General features: G+C 74.2%; 14 protein-coding genes. 7 read left to right on the top strand and 7 right to left on the bottom strand.

Annotation, left to right across the window (positions count from 1 at the left end; genetic code table 11):
- The first annotated feature begins 97 nt into the window (after positions 1 to 97).
- Entirely contained in the window at positions 98 to 1,114 is a 1,017-nt protein-coding gene (locus tag SM793_RS30615; protein ID WP_320441557.1) for a hypothetical protein, read from the top strand.
- Positions 1,115 to 1,395: 281 nt separating this feature from the next.
- Here the strand turns inward: SM793_RS30615 and SM793_RS30610 are convergent, their stop codons facing one another.
- Both SM793_RS30610 and SM793_RS30605 read right to left on the bottom strand, forming a co-directional pair.
- Positions 1,396 to 1,692, bottom strand: coding sequence for a hypothetical protein (locus SM793_RS30610; protein WP_320441556.1), 297 nt, complete (start codon positions 1,690 to 1,692; stop codon positions 1,396 to 1,398).
- Positions 1,693 to 1,899: 207 nt separating this feature from the next.
- Positions 1,900 to 2,370, bottom strand: a complete 471-nt coding sequence (locus tag SM793_RS30605) for an SsgA family sporulation/cell division regulator (protein WP_320441555.1) — start codon at positions 2,368 to 2,370, stop codon at positions 1,900 to 1,902.
- Positions 2,371 to 2,692: 322 nt separating this feature from the next.
- On the opposite strand from SM793_RS30605, the gene SM793_RS30600 reads away from it, so the two are divergent.
- Complete coding sequence (locus SM793_RS30600) at positions 2,693 to 4,333, top strand: alpha/beta hydrolase (RefSeq protein WP_320441554.1); 1,641 nt, start codon at positions 2,693 to 2,695, stop codon at positions 4,331 to 4,333.
- A gap of 79 nt (positions 4,334 to 4,412) precedes the next feature.
- Positions 4,413 to 4,820, top strand: coding sequence for a hypothetical protein (locus SM793_RS30595; RefSeq protein WP_320441553.1), 408 nt, complete (start codon positions 4,413 to 4,415; stop codon positions 4,818 to 4,820).
- Positions 4,821 to 4,910: 90 nt separating this feature from the next.
- Here SM793_RS30595 and SM793_RS30590 read toward each other — a convergent pair whose 3' ends face one another.
- Positions 4,911 to 5,795, bottom strand: a complete 885-nt coding sequence (locus tag SM793_RS30590; RefSeq protein WP_320441552.1) for a LysR family transcriptional regulator — start codon at positions 5,793 to 5,795, stop codon at positions 4,911 to 4,913.
- Positions 5,796 to 5,872: 77 nt separating this feature from the next.
- Here SM793_RS30590 and SM793_RS30585 point away from each other — a divergent pair, with 77 nt between their 5' ends.
- Complete coding sequence (locus tag SM793_RS30585; RefSeq protein ID WP_320441551.1) at positions 5,873 to 6,640, top strand: glutamine amidotransferase-related protein; 768 nt, start codon at positions 5,873 to 5,875, stop codon at positions 6,638 to 6,640.
- A gap of 26 nt (positions 6,641 to 6,666) precedes the next feature.
- Here SM793_RS30585 and coaE read toward each other — a convergent pair whose 3' ends face one another.
- Positions 6,667 to 7,260, bottom strand: a complete 594-nt coding sequence (gene coaE, locus SM793_RS30580) for a dephospho-CoA kinase (RefSeq protein WP_320441550.1) — start codon at positions 7,258 to 7,260, stop codon at positions 6,667 to 6,669.
- Positions 7,261 to 7,319: 59 nt separating this feature from the next.
- Positions 7,320 to 7,958: an MBL fold metallo-hydrolase gene (locus tag SM793_RS30575; protein WP_320441549.1), complete on the bottom strand. Its 639-nt coding sequence runs from the start codon at positions 7,956 to 7,958 to the stop codon at positions 7,320 to 7,322.
- A 61-nt stretch (positions 7,959 to 8,019) separates the two neighbouring features.
- On the opposite strand from SM793_RS30575, the gene SM793_RS30570 reads away from it, so the two are divergent.
- Positions 8,020 to 8,445 carry a MarR family winged helix-turn-helix transcriptional regulator gene (locus SM793_RS30570; protein ID WP_320441548.1) on the top strand — a complete coding sequence of 142 codons (426 nt, stop codon included), beginning with the start codon at positions 8,020 to 8,022 and terminating at the stop codon, positions 8,443 to 8,445.
- 60 nt (positions 8,446 to 8,505) lie between these two features.
- On the opposite strand, the gene SM793_RS30565 is transcribed toward SM793_RS30570, so the two are convergent.
- A complete protein-coding gene (locus SM793_RS30565; protein ID WP_320441547.1) occupies positions 8,506 to 10,716 on the bottom strand; it encodes an MMPL family transporter in 2,211 nt (736 codons plus the stop codon).
- 274 nt (positions 10,717 to 10,990) lie between these two features.
- The gene (gene rpsA / locus SM793_RS30560) at positions 10,991 to 12,481 is read right to left on the bottom strand and encodes a 30S ribosomal protein S1 (RefSeq protein ID WP_266268790.1); all 1,491 of its coding nucleotides are present in this window, start codon (positions 12,479 to 12,481) and stop codon (positions 10,991 to 10,993) included.
- Positions 12,482 to 12,898: 417 nt separating this feature from the next.
- Here rpsA and SM793_RS30555 point away from each other — a divergent pair, with 417 nt between their 5' ends.
- Positions 12,899 to 13,753 carry a class I SAM-dependent methyltransferase gene (locus SM793_RS30555; RefSeq protein ID WP_320441546.1) on the top strand — a complete coding sequence of 285 codons (855 nt, stop codon included), beginning with the start codon at positions 12,899 to 12,901 and terminating at the stop codon, positions 13,751 to 13,753.
- A gap of 6 nt (positions 13,754 to 13,759) precedes the next feature.
- On the top strand, positions 13,760 to 16,276 hold the full coding sequence (hrpB, locus tag SM793_RS30550; protein ID WP_320441545.1) for an ATP-dependent helicase HrpB: 2,517 nt from the start codon (positions 13,760 to 13,762) through the stop codon (positions 16,274 to 16,276).

Here is a 16,276-nt window from a genome sequence, read left to right as displayed (position 1 = left end):
GCATGCGGGCGCCCCCACCGGGAAGGAGGGAGAGTGGAGCGAGGGCGGGTCCGGGCGGCCGGTCCCGCCGGCCGGCAGCCAGAGGGGACGGGACGCGATGTCCGCCGACGAAACGCCGTGGGACGACGCCGTCGGGCGTGGACTGGCATTCCTCCACCGGGCGTTGGGGCCCACTGGACTGCCGTCCGCCCGGCCCGGCGCCGACCCGGAGCTGCGCAGGCCGCTCAGCGGCGCCGAGGGGCGCCGGCACCTGCTCGTCACCCACGGGGAGGACCTCGGCTTCGACCCGGACGACGAGGGCTTCTCCGCGATGTGGGGGCTCGCGCTGCTGCGGCCGGACTCCGGGCGGGCCGAGGAGCGCGAACTGGTCGCCGTACTGGCGCCGCAGGTCGCCCGGTACCGCGAACCGGCGGCGCAGCGCTACCGCACCTTCCCGCCCGGCCTCCCGTTCCCCGCCGGCACCGACAGCACCGCCGTCGCGGCCGGCGGACTGGCCCGGCACGGGCTGCTCGGACCGGCCGAACTCGACGACATCGCCCGCGAGTTGCTCGACACCCAGATCGGCCCGGACGACGGCCCGATACCCGCCTACTGGGAGGACAGCGACCGCAGCCCCGCCCGCGGGCGCCGCTACGACGCCGTCGTCGCCGCCAACATCCTGTTCGCCCTGCACCTCCCCGGCGCCGTCGGCCGACTGCCGCACCCGGCGGCCGAGGCGACCCTGCGCTATGTCGTCGAACACCTCAACGGCCCCCGCACCGGCACCCGTTACTACGCCGCCCCGGAGGCCTTCCTGCACGCCGCCGCCCGGGCCGCCACCGTCGTGCCCGAACTCGCCGCGCCGGTACGGCGGGCGGTGGGACACGTGACCACCCAGACCGCCGACACGCCGCTCGCGGTGGCGCTGCTGGTACTCGCCGGCGAGTACGCGGGCGAGAGCGCCGAACTGCCCGAGCTGCGCCGCCGACTGGCCGGGGCCCAGCTCGCGGACGGCTCCTGGCCGGCCGCCGGCTACTTCCGCACCGGGCGCCTGCCGCTGTACTTCGGCTCGCCGCACCTCACCACGCTGTTCGCGGTCCGCGCGCTGCGCCCGGAGGCCGCCGGCCGCCCGTGACCGGGGCCGGGGCTCCGGGAGCGACCCGTGGCGTCCCTGCTCACGCCCTACCGGGACGGGCCGACCGACCCGGGCGCCGTGGCACTGGCGGCCGCGCTGCCGGCGGAGGCCGTCGCCCACCGCGGGTGCGACCGGGGCGCCCCCTGGCACGCCCGTCACCGGCGGTGGGGCGGCCCCCGCGGGGGCCGCCCCACCCGATCACGTACGCCGGCCGCTGCCTCCCGTCACGGCGCCGCTGCGCCGCTGCTGCTCGGAGCGGGCGGCGCCTCCTGGGCTGGGACTCAGACGGTGGAGGCGATCCAGCCGACGGTCTCGGAGGTGTGCGTTCCGTCCGAGGTGACCTTGCCGTTGATGTGGATCTCATTGATGCGGATCTTGAAGCCGACAGTGGTGACGTCGGCGATCCGCAGCCCCGGGGTGTCGGCGCCGTTGAACGTCTGGACGAAGGGAACGACGATCACCTCGGACCCGTCGGGGAACGCCGTGGGGAACGTGACCTGCGTGAAGGTGGATGTACTTCCACCCTGGGTGGCCACGGGGTTCGAGGAACTCAGATTCAGCCTGCCGGTCTGGATCATGCTCATGAGCGTTCGCCTCTCAGCGACCGGGCCGCCCAACAGGTGGTGCGGCACCGGTGGTTGGGCCGCTTCACGCGAAGCAGTTGCCCATGGGATCCCCCTGGAGACGCCTGTTTAGCCACCAGTTCATCTGTACAGGCACCATTTTCGCGTGTTGCCGTACATTTGCCTCTGGATCAGCTAAGCCAGGGGGTCGGAAGCAGGTTCTCACGGCCCCGGCGAGGCGGCGCCGCCGTCGTACAGCCGCCGCAGCAGGCCGTCCAGGTCGAGACGGGTCCGTTCCCGCCCGATCGGGACCAGGCTCTCGGTACGGGCGAGGAAGGACCGGATCCGCTCGGCGGGGGCCCGCAGGACGACGCTGCTCCCCTCACCGGTGAGGGTGATGAAGACGGAGTCGCGCCGCTCGTCCACGCCGGGGTGGACCGAGACGCTGCCGATCCCGGACCAGCCGTGCACCCCGGCGGCGAGCAGGTCGCGGGCGAACACCCAGGTGACGGGCGTGGCGAGGTCGGTGTGGTTGTCGAGGAAGACGGCGTAGGGGTCGGCGGTGTGGTACCGCAGCCGGGCCGCGACGGAGACGGTCAGACCGGGGCAGACGGCGACCCGGAGGTCGAGCGCCACCGCGCAGCCGTCACCGGGGACGTACTGCGCGGGGACGCGCGGGCTGTCGTACGTCATGGCCGCCTCCGGGTGGCACGCACCACCGGAACGGCGACGCGGGCGTGCAGAATCGTTTCTTCACAACCGCCACGGGCGGAAAAGTCAGGGCTCACGGCAGGAACAACGAGCCACTCGGGCTTCGGCAACCCCCATGCCCGCCTCTTCCCCTCCGCGCAGGACCGCTCGCGCGCCCCCGGCCGACGGCGCGTCGCGTCGCACCGGGCCCGCCCCGTCCCTAGGCTGACGCCGCAGCAGCCCCCGCGCCGCCCCCGCCACCCGCGTGCGCGACCCGTGGCGATCCCGCCGGGACCTCGCCGCGGCCCCAGGAACGGACCACCCCATGCACCCTGTCGTACGCGGCGCCGGGGCCCTCGGCCTCGCCGCGGTCCTGGCCGCCGCCACGGCCGCCTGCGAGAGCGGCTCCGGCAGCGACGCCGCGAAGGCCGGGCCGTCCACCGCCTCCGCCGCGCCCACCACTCCGGCCGCCACTGCCTCCTCCCCCGCCTCCGCCGCCGTGGGCGTCCCGCCGCTGCCGGCCTCGCTCACCGGCCAGCAGCTCGCGTGGCAGACCTGCCCGGCGCCCTCCACCGCCCAGGGCGGCGACGGCTCGGCCCCGGGCGCCCCCTGGGAGTGCGCCACGCTCAAGGCCCCGCTGGACTACGCCGCGCCGGACGGGCAGACCATCGACCTGGCCCTGATCCGGGCCGTGGCCACCGGCGCCGGCGGGCAGTCCCGGATCGGCTCGCTGATCTACAACTTCGGCGGCCCGGGCGGCTCCGGCGTCGTCACCCTGCCCGCCCTCGCCAAGGACTACGCCGACCTCAACTCCCGCTACGACCTGGTGAGCTTCGACCCGCGCGGGGTCGGCGACAGCGCGGGCGTGCGGTGCCTGGACGACGCCGCCACGGACGCCTCCGCCGCCGTCGACGGCTCGCCCGACGACCAGGCCGAGGTCACCGCGCTCGACGCGGCCAACTCCGGCTACACCGCCGCCTGCGAGCGGAACTCCGGCGCCGTCCTGCGCCACGTCGACACCGTCTCGGCCGCCCGCGACCTCGACCTCGTGCGACAGGTGCTCGGCGACCCGAAACTGCACTACTTCGGCATCTCCTACGGCACCGAACTCGGCGGCGTCTACGCCCACCAGTACCCGGGCAACGTCGGCCACCTGGTGATGGACGCCGTCGTCGACCCGACCAAGGACCCGGCGCAGAGCGCCCTCGCCCAGGCGAAGGGCTTCCAACTCGCCCTGGAGAACTTCATGAAGGCGTGCGCCGCCCAGGCCGGGCCGTCCTGCCCGACCGGTCAGGGCGGTGACGAGGGCACCCGGCGGATCACCGACCTGCTGAACGGCCTCGACACCGCCCCGCTGCCCACCGACGGCACCCGCAGGCTGACCCAGGACCTCGCCGTCACCGGCATCGCCGCCGCGCTCTACAACCCGAAGACCTGGAACGCCCTCGCCGTCGGCCTCCAGGAGGCGATGCAGGGCGGCACCGGCACCACCCTGCTCGCCCTCGCCGACGCCTACGCCGGCCGCGACCAGCAGGGCCACTACAGCAACCAGTCCGCCGCCAACCGGGCGATCAGCTGCGCCGACGACAAGTCGCGCTACAGCGCCACCGACGTCCAGGGGCTGCTGCCCTCGTTCCGCCAGGCCTCGCCGGTGTTCGGCGACTTCACCGCCTGGGGCCTGACCTCCTGCACCGGCTGGCCGGTCCAGGGGAGCGCCGACCTCCCCGAGGTGTCCGCCCCTGGCTCGGCGCCGATCGTCGTCATCGGCAACACCGGCGATCCGGCGACCCCGTACGAGGGCGCCGGGGCGATGGCGCGCCGACTCGGCGCGGGCGTCGGGGTCGAGGTCACCCTCCAGGGCCAGGGCCACGGCGGCTACGACTCCGGCAACACCTGCCTCAAGCAGGCGGTCGACCAGTACCTGCTGGCCGACCGGGTCCCGGCCGAGGGCACCACCTGCTCCTAGGAGCGATCCGCCAACACCCCACCCCGGGCGGCGACTTCGCGACGCGACACCCTACCGTGGGCCTCGGAAAGGGGACCACATGACCGCCGAGCAGCCACCGCCGCAGGGTAACCGCCGCCTCCTCGACCCCGCGCGACCGTTCCCCGAACGGGTCGCCCGGCTGGTCCGGGACTGGGAGGACGACGGCCGGGCCCGCTACCGCCTGGTCGACGGGCGGCCGTTGCTCGCCCTCTACTGCTGGCACCTGGACGCCGCCCGGCGCGGCACCACCGGGGACGACCCGGCGACCGCGGCGTACATCGCCGCGGCCTTCGCCGCCAACGGCGGCGCCGACGGGTGGGACGCGCTGCTGCGCGAACGGGCCGACTGCGCCTGCCACGGCGACAGTTGGCGGCTGGAGAACATCTCGGTCTGCCTCGGCTGCCTGCGCTATGTGTGCTACCGCGTCGAGGGGCCCTGCTGTCCCGGCGCCCGCATCGTCGGCTGAGCCGCCGCGCCGCCGCGCCGTCACGCCGTCACGTCGGCGGACCATGACCGGGCCGGGGCCCGGGACCGGCCCGGCGAGCCCCCGGCCCGCCTACTCCCCGGTCAGGAGCCGGGCCAGCAGCGCCGCGGGCCCCTCCGGCAGCGCGCCGTGCACCAGTTCGGTCCGGTGCACCAGCCGGGGAGTGCGGACCGGCACCGCCGCCACGTCCGGCACCCCGGCCAAAACGCTGGCGGGCAGCAGTGCCAGCCCGTGCCCGGCCGCGACCAGGGCGAGCAGCCCCCGCACATCGGTGCCCAGGTAGCGGGCGGCGGGCCGGTAGCCCTCGACGCCGGTGGCGGCGCTCAACCGGACGGCGGTCGGGGCGAGGCCCGGGGCGTCCAGCCAGTGGGCGGCGGACAGGTCCGCGAGCGCCAGGCCGGGGCGCCCGGCCAGCGGGTGGCCGGCCGGCAGCGCGACGACGAGCGGCTGTTCGGCGACGGCGACGGTGGCGAGCGGGCCGACGTCTGGCAGCGGGAGCGGGTCACTGGGCGCGGCCGGACCGTCGACCAGCGCGAGGTCGACCGCGCCGGTGGCCACCTCGGCGGGCAGCACGTCCTGGGCGACCACCCGCACCGTCAGGTCCACCGCCGGATACGCCCGGCGCACTTCGGCGAGCGCACGCCCCAGCTCCGCCCCGACCGCCAGTGGGGTGGCTCCGACGATGAGACGGGCGCTCGCGGCACCCGCCAGGCGCGCGATGTCGGCGCGCGCCGCATCGATCCTCAGCAGCAGTGCGGAGGCGTGCTCCAGCAACCGTGCGCCGGCACCGGTCGGCCCGACCGGGCGGCGGTGGAGCACGGCCGTGCCGAGGTCCGCCTCCAGCGCCGCGATCTGCTGGGAGACGGCGGACTGGGTGTAGCCGAGTGCGCGGGCCGCCTCGGAGAACGAGCCGAGCCGGGCCACCGTGACGAAGGTGCGCAGCTGCTGCGGCTCCATCTGCCATCACATCCACTGATCGAAAGGTAAGGAATCATCGTTGGTACTGATGCCGCGTCGGCGGTCAGGATAGCCGCATGACGCACCCCGCCTCCCACCCCGCCTCCCACCCCGCCTCCCACCCCGCCTCCCACCCCGTCTCCCGCCTCGCCCTGGTCGGCGACCGCTCGGCCGCCGTCCGCTCGCACGCCCGCATCCCGGGGCTGCTCGACGCGCTCGCCACCCGCGAGCAGCTCGTCCTGGACGCCTACTGGATCCCCACCGAGGACGCCGCGGCCCCCGGCGCGCTCGACGGCTTCGACGCGGTCTGGCTACTGCCCGGCAGTCCGTACCGCAGCGAGGACGGCGCGGTCGCCGCCGTCCGCACGGCCCGCGAGCGGGGGATCCCCTTCCTCGGCACCTGCGCCGGCTTCCAGCACGCGGTGCTCGAGTACGCCCGGCACGTCTGCCGGATCGACGGCGCCGCGCACGGCGAGAGCCACCCGGAGGAGGCGGACCGGGTGATCGTGCCGCTCAGCTGCTCCCTGGTGGGGCACGAGGGCGCCATCCGCCCGACCCCCGGTTCGCTGGCCGACCGGGTGCTCGGCGCGCCGCGCACCCTGGAGCGGTACCACTGCGCGTACGGGCTGAACGACGGCTATCTGGACCGGCTGCGCGCGGGCGGTCTGCGGTTCACCGGCGCGGACGACGCGGGCGAGCCGCGGATCCTGGAGCTCCCGGAGCAGGTCCACCCGTTCTTCCTGGCCTCGCTGTTCCAGCCGGAGCTCGCCGGGGACGGCAGCCGGGCGCACCCGATGATCCGGGCCTTCGCCGCCGCGGCCGTGGCCCACGCCGCCGCGGCCTGAGCGACCGACCCTGCGGCGGCGGGCGGTCAGCGCCGGGCGGTCAGCCGCTCCCACGCCTCGGCGACCCTGGGGGCCAGCTCCGCCAGCGGGCCGCTGTTGTCGATCACCAGATCGGCGATCGCCAGCCGGTCCGCCCGGCTCGCCTGGGCGGCCATCCGGGCCCGGGCCTCGTCCTCGGTCATACCGCGCAGCCGGACCAGCCGGTCGATCCGCACCTCGTCCGCCGCGTCGACCACGACCACCAGGTCGTACAGCGGGCCGAGCCCGTTCTCGGCCAGCAGCGGCACATCGTGCACCACCACCGCGTCCGGCGCGGCCGCCGACTCCAGCTCGGCGGACCGCGCCCGGACCAGCGGGTGGACGATCGCGTTCAGCGCCTTCAGCCGGGCCGGGTCGGCGAAGACGACCGCGCCGAGGGCGGGCCGGTCCAGCGAGCCGTCCGCCGCGAGTACGCCCGGGCCGAACTCGGCGGCCACGGCGGCGAGGCCGGGCGTCCCGGGGGCGACCACCTCGCGGGCGATCACATCGGAGTCCACGATCACCGCGCCGTGGGCGGCGAGCAGCCGCGACACCTCGCTCTTGCCCGCGCCGATGCCGCCCGTCAGTCCGATCTTCAGCATGGCGTCAGGCTACCGGCGCGCACCGCCCTGCCGTCACCCCACCACCCCGACCAGGCGGCTCACCCCAGGTCGAGGCTCTCGCCCTCCCCCAGGGTGCGCAGCTCCGCACCGCCCGGTCCGCCCGGGCCGAGCAGGCGGGTGTGCACGGCGAGGCCGACCGGGCTGAGCACCGCGTCGTGCACCGGCACGGCCTGCCGCGCCCCGGCCTCCCGGACGTAGTCGACCAGTTCGCCGACCTTGGTCCAGGGCGCCGCGATCGGCAGCAGCAGGGTGTCCACCGGACGCGGCGGGACGAGCAGCGCGTCACCGGGGTGGAACAGCCGCCCACCGAAGAGGAAGCCGATGTTCCGCACCAGCGGGATGTCGGGATGGATGACCGCGTGCCACTCCCCGTGCACCGAGACCGGGATCCCGCCGAGGTCGAAGGCATCGCCCTCACCGACCGCCGTCACCCGCCGGGCGACCCCGTCCAGCTTCCCGGCCACGTCCGCGTTGGTCCACACCCGCAGCTCCGGATCCGCCTCCAGGGCGGCCCTCAGCCGGGCCTCCTCGAAGTGGTCGACGTGCTCGTGGGTGATCAGGACGGCGTCCGCGCCGGCCAGGGCGGCGGGGTCGGTGAAGGATCCGGGGTCGACGACCACGGTCGTACCGCCGTGCTCGAGGCGTACGCAGGCATGTCCGAACTTGGTGATCCGCATAGGCAGAACATACAGCAAAGCTGCACAGTTTTGCTGTAGATTTTCGGGGTAGGCTTCTCCGGTGAACAGCCCGCACCCCGAGACCCTCGAACTCGCCGCCGACCTGCGCAGCGCCATCGGCGAACTGGTCCGCGCACTGCGCCCCGACGACACGCTGCCGCAGAACCAGGCCGGCGTACTCGGCCTGCTGGTCCGCGACGACCTCGCCTGCACCGTCGCCGAACTGGCCGTCCGGCAGCGCGTCCGGCACCAGTCGATGGCCCGCACGGTCTCGCTGCTCACCGAGGCCGGCCTGGTCACCCAGCAGCCGCACAGCACCGACCGCCGCAAACTGCTGGTCACCGCCACCGAGGCCGGCCGCACCGCCCTGTACGAGCAGCGCGCCCGCCGCGAGGCACGGATCGCCTCCGCGATCGAGGCCCGCCTCACCTCCGACGAGCGCGAGACCCTGCGCAGCGCGGTCGCCCTGCTCCGCCGCCTGCCCTGACCGCGACCGGACCCGACCGTCGACCGAGCGTCCCCCGCCCCCGACTCCCGCCCCGGGAGACTACGAGCCGGTGCCGACCAGTTCCTCCGCCGGGCGCTGCGTCGGCAGCACGGCCGGGGCCAGCTCCGGCAGCTCGACGTGCTCGCTCAGCCCGAACCGGTCGTGCAGCCGCCGCAGCGGGCCCGGCGCCCACCAGTTGAACTCGCCGAAGAAGCTCATCGCGGCCGGCACCAGCAGACAGCGGACCAGGGTCGCGTCGACCGCCACGGCGACCGCCAGCGCGATGCCCATCTGCTTGACCATCAGCATGTCGCCGAGGGCGAACCCGGCGAAGACGATCACCATCAGCAGCGCCGCCGAGGTGATGATCCGACCGCTGCGCTGGACGCCCAGCTCCACCGCCCGGGTGCAGCTGTGACCCTTGTCCCGCAGCTCCTTGATCCGCGCCAGCAGGAAGACCTCGTAGTCCATCGACAGCCCGAAGGCGAAGGCGAACACCAGGACCGGGATGAAGGTCTCCAGGCCGCCGTTCGGGCTGAACCCGAGCAGGCCGCTGAACCAACCGTCCTGGAAGACCAGGGTCAGCGCGCCGAGCGAGGCCCCCAGCGAGAGCAGGTTCATCAGCAGGGCCTTGGCCGGCATCACCACCGAGCCGGTCATCAGGAAGAGCAGGATCAGCGTGCCGAGGGCCACCAGGCCGAGCGCGATCGGCCCCCGGGTGAGCAGCTCGCCCTGGAAGTCGACCACCGAGGCCGCCCCGCCGGTCACCTGCGTGGTCAGACCGCCCCGGTCCGCCCGTAGCTCCTTGACCACCTGCTTGGCCGGTCCGCCCTGCGGATCGCCGTGCACCAGGACGTCGATGGTGGAGACGGTGTCGCTCACGGGGGTGACGGCCCGCACCCCGCTGACGCCGGGCAGCTGGGCCACCACATCGTCCGCGTAGGCCTGGGCGACGGTCGCGCCGCTCTGCACCACCACCGTGATCGGGGCGGCCGAGGCCAGCGGGAAGCGCTGGTCGACGGTCTCGGCGACCTGCCGGCCGGCCGAGGTGACGGGCAGCACGGCGGCACCGGAGTTGCGCATCTCGGCGTGCAGGAACGGCGCCCCGGCGGCCATCAGCACGCCGGTGCAGACCAGCGCGACGAGCACGGCCCGCTTGCGGACCCGGCGCACGGTCCGGCTGAAGAAGCCCTCGTCGGGGACGGGCGCGGTGGGCGTCCTGATCCGGCGCCCGGCGAAGCCGAGCAGTGCGGGCACCAGCGTCAGCGCGGCGGCCACCGCGATCACCACGACGCTCACCCCGGCCGCGGCGACCGCTCCGAGCACCGGGCTGGTGAAGACGAACAGCCCGGACAGGGCCACGGCGACGGTCAGTCCGGAGAAGGCGACGGTGCGCCCGGCGGTGGCGACGGTCCGCTCCACGGCGGCGGCGATCGGCGCCCCGTGGCCGCGTTCCTCGCGGAAACGATTCACCATGAGCAGCGCGTAGTCGATCGACAGTCCGAGCCCCAGCACGGTGGCGATCGGCAGCACGCTGGTGTCGATGTCCATGATCTTGCTGAATCCGAACATGGCCAGCAGCGCCCCGCCCACCGAGGCGACGGCGCCGATCACCGGCAGGCTCGCGGCGGCCAGGCCCCCGAACACCAGGACCATCACGACCAGGGTGAGCGGCAGGGTCACGATCTCGCCGAAGCGGGTGTCCTTCTCGGTCTGCTTCTTGACCTCGTCCTGGAGCACGAGGTCCCCGCCGACGGTCACCTTGCCGCCACCGGGCCGGACCTCGGACTGGATCGCGGCCAGCCGCTGGTTCACGGCGGTGGCCTGCGCGGAGGTGCTGCTGTCCGCCATCCGCACCGAGACCAGGCTCGCGGTGCCGTCGGCCGAGCGGAGCGCCTCGGCGCCCGGGCCGGGGCCGTAGCCGTCGACGGCCGAGGAGACACCGGGCAGGGCGGCGATCTCGGCGGTGGCCCGGGTGACGGCGTCCCGGACGGCCGGGTCGTCCACGGGCCGGCCGTCCACCACCGCGGTGACGGTGCCCCGGGACGGGTCGGCGGCGGCGACGACGGCGCTGCCCCGGTCCGCCTCGGCGGAGGCGGAGGAGGCGCCGGCCACCGTGCCCTCGAAGACCCGTCCGCCGATCAGCACGCCTATGACCAGGACGACCGCCCAGAAACCGAGCACCCAGCGCCGCTGCCGGTAGCAGAACCGGCCGAGGGCGGCGAGACGTCCGGCGACCCGGGGTTCGGCGGACGCGGGGGTGTCGGACATCGGGGGGGAAGCGGGAGTCACGGCAGAGCGACGGCGCATATGCGGGGGGTGCCTAGCGTGTGGGGCCGGGTGAGCGACCCATCGGGCAACTCATCCCAAGGTAGGCCCTAGGTCCCGAATCGCCCATAGGCATCCGATGAGCCCCTAATCACAAAAATCCAACACATAAGGAATAAATAATTAAGGCCGAAAAACAATGGACCCCGCTCGGAAACCGAGCGGGGTCCATCGATGACGCTAAGCGCTAATCAGCCTCAGCGGCAGGGTCAGAGCTTCAGCTCTGGCCGCCGGCCAGCTTCTCGCGCAGGGCGGCCAGGGCCTCGTCCGAGGCCAGGGCGCCCGAGCCCTCGTCGCTGCTGGACGAGTAGGAGCCACCGGCCGCAGCGGCGACGGCGTCGCCACCCTCGGCAGCGGCCTCCGCGTCGGCCTCGCGGCTCTTGATGACCTGGGCCTGGTGCTGCTCGAAGCGGCTCTGGGCCTCGGCGTACTGCCGCTCCCACTCCTCGCGCTGCTTCTCGAAGCCGGACAGCCAGTCGTTCGCCTCGGGGTCGAAGCCCTCCGGGTAGATGTAGTTGCCCTGGTCGTCGTACGACGCGGCCATGCCGTAGAGGGTCGGGTCGAACTCGACCTCGGCCGGGTTGGCACCCAGCGCCTCGTTGGCCTGCTTCAGCGAGAGGCTGATGCGACGACGCTCGAGGTCGATGTCGATGACCTTGACGAAGATCTCGTCGCCGACCTGGACGACCTGCTCCGGGATCTCCACGTGGCGCTCGGCCAGCTCGGAGATGTGGACCAGACCCTCGATGCCCTCGTCCACGCGGACGAACGCACCGAACGGAACCAGCTTGGTGACCTTACCCGGGACGACCTGGCCGATCTGGTGCGTACGGGCGAACTGCTGCCACGGGTCCTCCTGGGTCGCCTTCAGCGACAGGGAGACGCGCTCGCGGTCCATGTCAACGTCGAGAACCTCGACGGTGACCTCCTGGCCGACCTCGACAACCTCGGACGGGTGGTCGATGTGCTTCCAGGACAGCTCGGAGACGTGCACCAGGCCGTCGACGCCACCCAGGTCCACGAAGGCACCGAAGTTGACGATCGAGGAGACGACGCCGGAGCGCACCTGACCCTTCTGCAGGGTGGTGAGGAAGGTCTGACGGACCTCGCTCTGGGTCTGCTCCAGCCAGGCACGGCGGGACAGGACCACGTTGTTGCGGTTCTTGTCCAGCTCGATGATCTTGGCCTCGAGCTCCTTGCCCACGTAGGGCTGGAGGTCGCGGACGCGGCGCATCTCGACGAGCGAGGCCGGGAGGAAGCCACGGAGGCCGATGTCGAGGATGAGACCACCCTTGACGACCTCGATGACGGTACCGGTGACGATCCCGTCCTCTTCCTTGATCTTCTCGATCGTGCCCCAGGCACGCTCGTACTGAGCGCGCTTCTTGGACAGGATGAGACGACCCTCCTTGTCCTCCTTCTGGAGAACCAGGGCCTCGATGTTGTCGCCGACGGCGACGACCTCGTGCGGGTCGACGTCGTGCTTGATCGACAGCTCGCGGGACGGGATGACGCCCTCGGTCTTGTAACCGATGTCGAGGAGAACCTCGTCACGGTCGACCTTCACGATGACGCCCTCGACGATGTCGCCATCGTTGAAGTACTTGATGGTCTCGTCGATCGCGGCCAGGAACGCCTCGGCGTCGCCGATGTCGTTGAGCGCGACCTGCGGGGTGGTGCTGAGGGAGGAGTCGGTGGGGCTCGTCATTAGGAAAAGGGCTCCGGTGCGGACATGAAAGTCGTAGGTAATGCCACGCGGAGGGCCCGTATCGCTCCCACCGAAAGCCGGACAGCCAAGAACACGGAGCACCGATAATCCCGCTGCACGGGAGAATAGGCGTCCGTCTTGCGACCGTGGGGTCTTCGACAGATGCGAGCGCGACCTGCTCCGTCCGAGGCGCGCAGGCCCGCAGCGCAACTTGTAGCATACGGGGACGGCCAGGCACGGTCAACGCCAACAGCGGCGAGACGGTGGAGCCCGGCATGGGACAGGCCATATCCTCCGATTGCGCACCGCGAAGGGTGGCGGCCGAAGGGAGACCCCTTCCCCGGATGCCACCGCCGGACCTTGGCCCTCTCGGACCGGATCGCGACAGCGGCGCTTCCGCAGACGACACCCTACGCGATGGGCCTTCTCACCGTGACCGGCACCCCCCTCCCCGACCCCAACGATCTTGACGAGGACGGCGACGACGCGGTAAGGAGGTCCGCCGGCGTCGGCGAGAGCAGCCGCGCCAGCCGCCACTGGTGGGACCGCAACGCCGACGAGTACCAGGACGAGCACGGCGAGTTCCTCGGCGACGACCGCTTCACCTGGTGCCCCGAGGGCCTCGACGAGGCCGACGCCCGCCTGCTCGGCGACCTCGCCGGCCGCACCGTGCTGGAGATCGGCGCCGGCGCCGCCCAGTGCTCGCGCTGGCTGGCCGCCCGCGGCGCCCGCCCGGTCGCCCTCGACATCTCCTACCGCCAGCTCCAGCACTCCCGCCGGATCGACCTCGCCCGCGGCGCCGCACCGGTGCCCGTCGTCCAGGCCGACGCCGCCGTCCTGCCGTTCGCCGACGCCGCCTTCGACCTGGCCTGCTCCGCCTACGGCGCCGTGCCGTTCAGCGCCGACACCTCGGCCCTGATGCGCGAGGTGCACCGGGTGCTGCGGCCGGGCGGGCGCTGGGTGTTCTCGGTCACCCACCCGATCCGCTGGGCCTTCCCCGACGAACCCGGCGTCGAGGGGCTCACCGCCGTCTCCTCGTACTTCGACCGCACCCCCTACGTCGAGGAGGACGAGCAGGGCCACGCCACCTACGTCGAGCACCACCGCACGATCGGCGACCGGGTCCGCGAACTCGTCGCCGCCGGCTTCCGGCTGGTCGACCTCGTCGAACCGGAGTGGCCGGAGGGGCACGAGCAGGACTGGGGCGGCTGGTCGCCGCTGCGCGGGCGGCTCATCCCCGGCACCGCGATCTTCGTCGCCGAGCGGGGCTGAGCCGGCTTGCCGAACCCGCCCTGGCGCGACCTGCCCGTCCGCACCGCCCTGCCCGCCCTGTACGAGGCGCTGGACGGACCCGGCGCCGCCGTCCTGGCCGCGCCGCCCGGCACCGGCAAGACCACCCTGGTGCCGCTCGCCCTGGCCGGACTCCTCTCCGACGGCCGGCCCGCGCGCCGGGTGCTCGTCGCCGAACCGCGCCGGCTCGCCGTCCGGGCCGCCGCCCGGCGGATGGCCTGGCTGCTCGGCTCCGCCGTCGGCCGCGAGGTCGGTCACACCGTGCGCGGCGAGCGCCGCGTCGGACCGGAGACCGTGGTCGAGGTGGTCACCACCGGCGTACTGCTGCAACGCCTCCAGCGCGACCAGGAACTGCCCGGCGTCGACGTGGTCGTGCTCGACGAGTGCCACGAACGGCACCTGGACGCCGACACCGCGCTCGCCTTCCTGCTCGACGTGCGCGCCGCCCTGCGGCCCGAGCTGCGGATCGTCTGCGCCTCCGCCACCTCCGACACCTCCGCCTGGGCCGAACTCCTCGGCGGCGCGCCGGTGGTCGAGGCGCACGGCGTCTCGCACCCGGTCGAGGTGGTGTGGGCGCCGCCGCCGCGCGCCGTCCGGCCCGCGCACGGCACCCGGGTGGACTTCGCGCTGCTCGACCACGTCGCGGCCACCGTCCGGCGGGCTCTGGCCGAGCGGGAGGGGGACGTGCTCTGCTTCCTGCCCGGCGTCGGCGAGATCGCCCGGGTCGCCGGACAGCTGGGCGGGGTCCCGGCCGAGGTGCTGCAGCTGCACGGGCGGGCGCCGCAGGCCGTCCAGGACGCTGCGCTCACCCCGTCCTCCTCGCGGCGGGTGGTCCTCGCCACCGCCGTCGCCGAATCCTCCCTCACCGTGCCCGGCGTCCGGGTCGTGGTGGACGCCGGACTCGCCCGCGAACCCCGCACCGACCACGCCCGCGGCCTGGCCGCCCTGGTCACCGTCCGCGCCTCCCTGGCCGCCGCCCGCCAGCGCGCCGGCCGGGCGGGCCGCGAGGCCCCCGGCGCCGTCTACCGCTGCTGGCACGAGGCCGAGGACGCCCGCGCCGCCCGCTTCCCCACCCCCGAGATCGCGCTCGCCGACCTCACCCCGTTCGCCCTCCAGGTGGCCTGCTGGGGCGACCCGGACGCCACCGGACTCGCCCTGCCCGACCGGCCCCCGGCGGGCGCGATGGCCGCCGCCCGGGAGACCCTGCGGGCGCTCGGAGCGGTTTCCGCCGACGGCCGGGCGACCGAGCGCGGCGTGCGGCTCGCCCGCACCGGGCTGCACCCGCGGCTGGGGCGGGCGCTGGTCGACGGCGCGCCGCAGGTCGGCGCCGAGCGCGCCGCCGAGGTGGTCGCCCTGCTCTCCGAGGAGCCCCCGCGCGCGCTGGGGGACGACCTCGGCGCGGTCTGGCGGACCGTCCGCTCCTCCGGCGACCCCTACGCGGGGCGCTGGCGCGAGGAAGTCCGCCGACTGCGGCGCGGCGGCGGCTCCGAACCCGCCACCGCACTGCCCGACGCCACCGCCGTCGGCCTCGTCGTCGCCCTCGCCTTCCCCGAACGCATCGCCCGCGCCCGGGTGGAGCGGCCCGCCCCGGGCGAGCGCAGCCCGTACCTGATGGCCTCGGGGACGGCGGCCGAACTCGCCCGCGACACCCGGCTCGGCACCCTTCCCTGGCTCGCCGTCGCGGCGGCCGACCGACCGGCGGGTTCCCCGTCCGCGCGGGTGCTGCATGCCGCCGCGCTCGACGAGGACACCGCCCTGCTCGCCGGGGCCCCACTCCTCACCAAGCGCGAAGAGGTCCACTGGGACACCCGGCGAGGCGAAGTGGTCTCCCGCCAGGTCGAGTCACTGGGCGCCATCGAACTCGCCGAGAAACCGCTGGCCCGCGCCGACCGGGCCCTCGTCCGCGCCGCCGTCCTGGAAGGCCTCACCCGCGAGGGCATCAGCGCCCTGCTGACCTGGCCCTCTCCGGGCCTGCGCGAACGCCTCGCCTTCCTCCACACCGCCATCGGCGACCCCTGGCCGGACGTCTCTGACTCCGCGCTGCTCGAACGCGCGGAGGAGTGGCTGGAGCCCGAGCTGTCCCGCGCCCGCCGCCGCGCCGACCTCGCCCGGATCAAGACGACGGACGCTCTGCAACGCCTCCTCCCCTGGGCGAGCGGCCAGGCCGGCCGCCTGGACGAGTTGGCGCCCGAACGCATCACCGTGCCCAGCGGCTCGAAGATACGGGTCGACTACAGCACCGAACGCCCGGTCCTGGCCGCCAAGTTGCAGGAACTCTTCGGCTGGAAGGCCGCCCCCGCCCTGGCCGGCGGACGAGTACCGCTCACCGTGCAGTTGCTCTCCCCCGCCGGCCGCCCCGCCGCCATCACCGGTGATCTGGAGGGCTTCTGGAAGAACGGCTACCACGCCGTGAGAGCGGATCTCAGGGGCCGCTACCCCCGCCACCCCTGGCCCGAGGACCCGACCACGGCCGAGCCGACGAAGCGCACCAACGCCCGGAAGTGA

Origin of the sequence: Kitasatospora purpeofusca, assembly GCF_034043715.1 — a bacterium.
Classification (GTDB): Bacteria; Actinomycetota; Actinomycetes; order Streptomycetales; family Streptomycetaceae; genus Kitasatospora; species Kitasatospora purpeofusca_A.
This window is presented reverse-complemented; position numbering and strand designations above follow the sequence as displayed.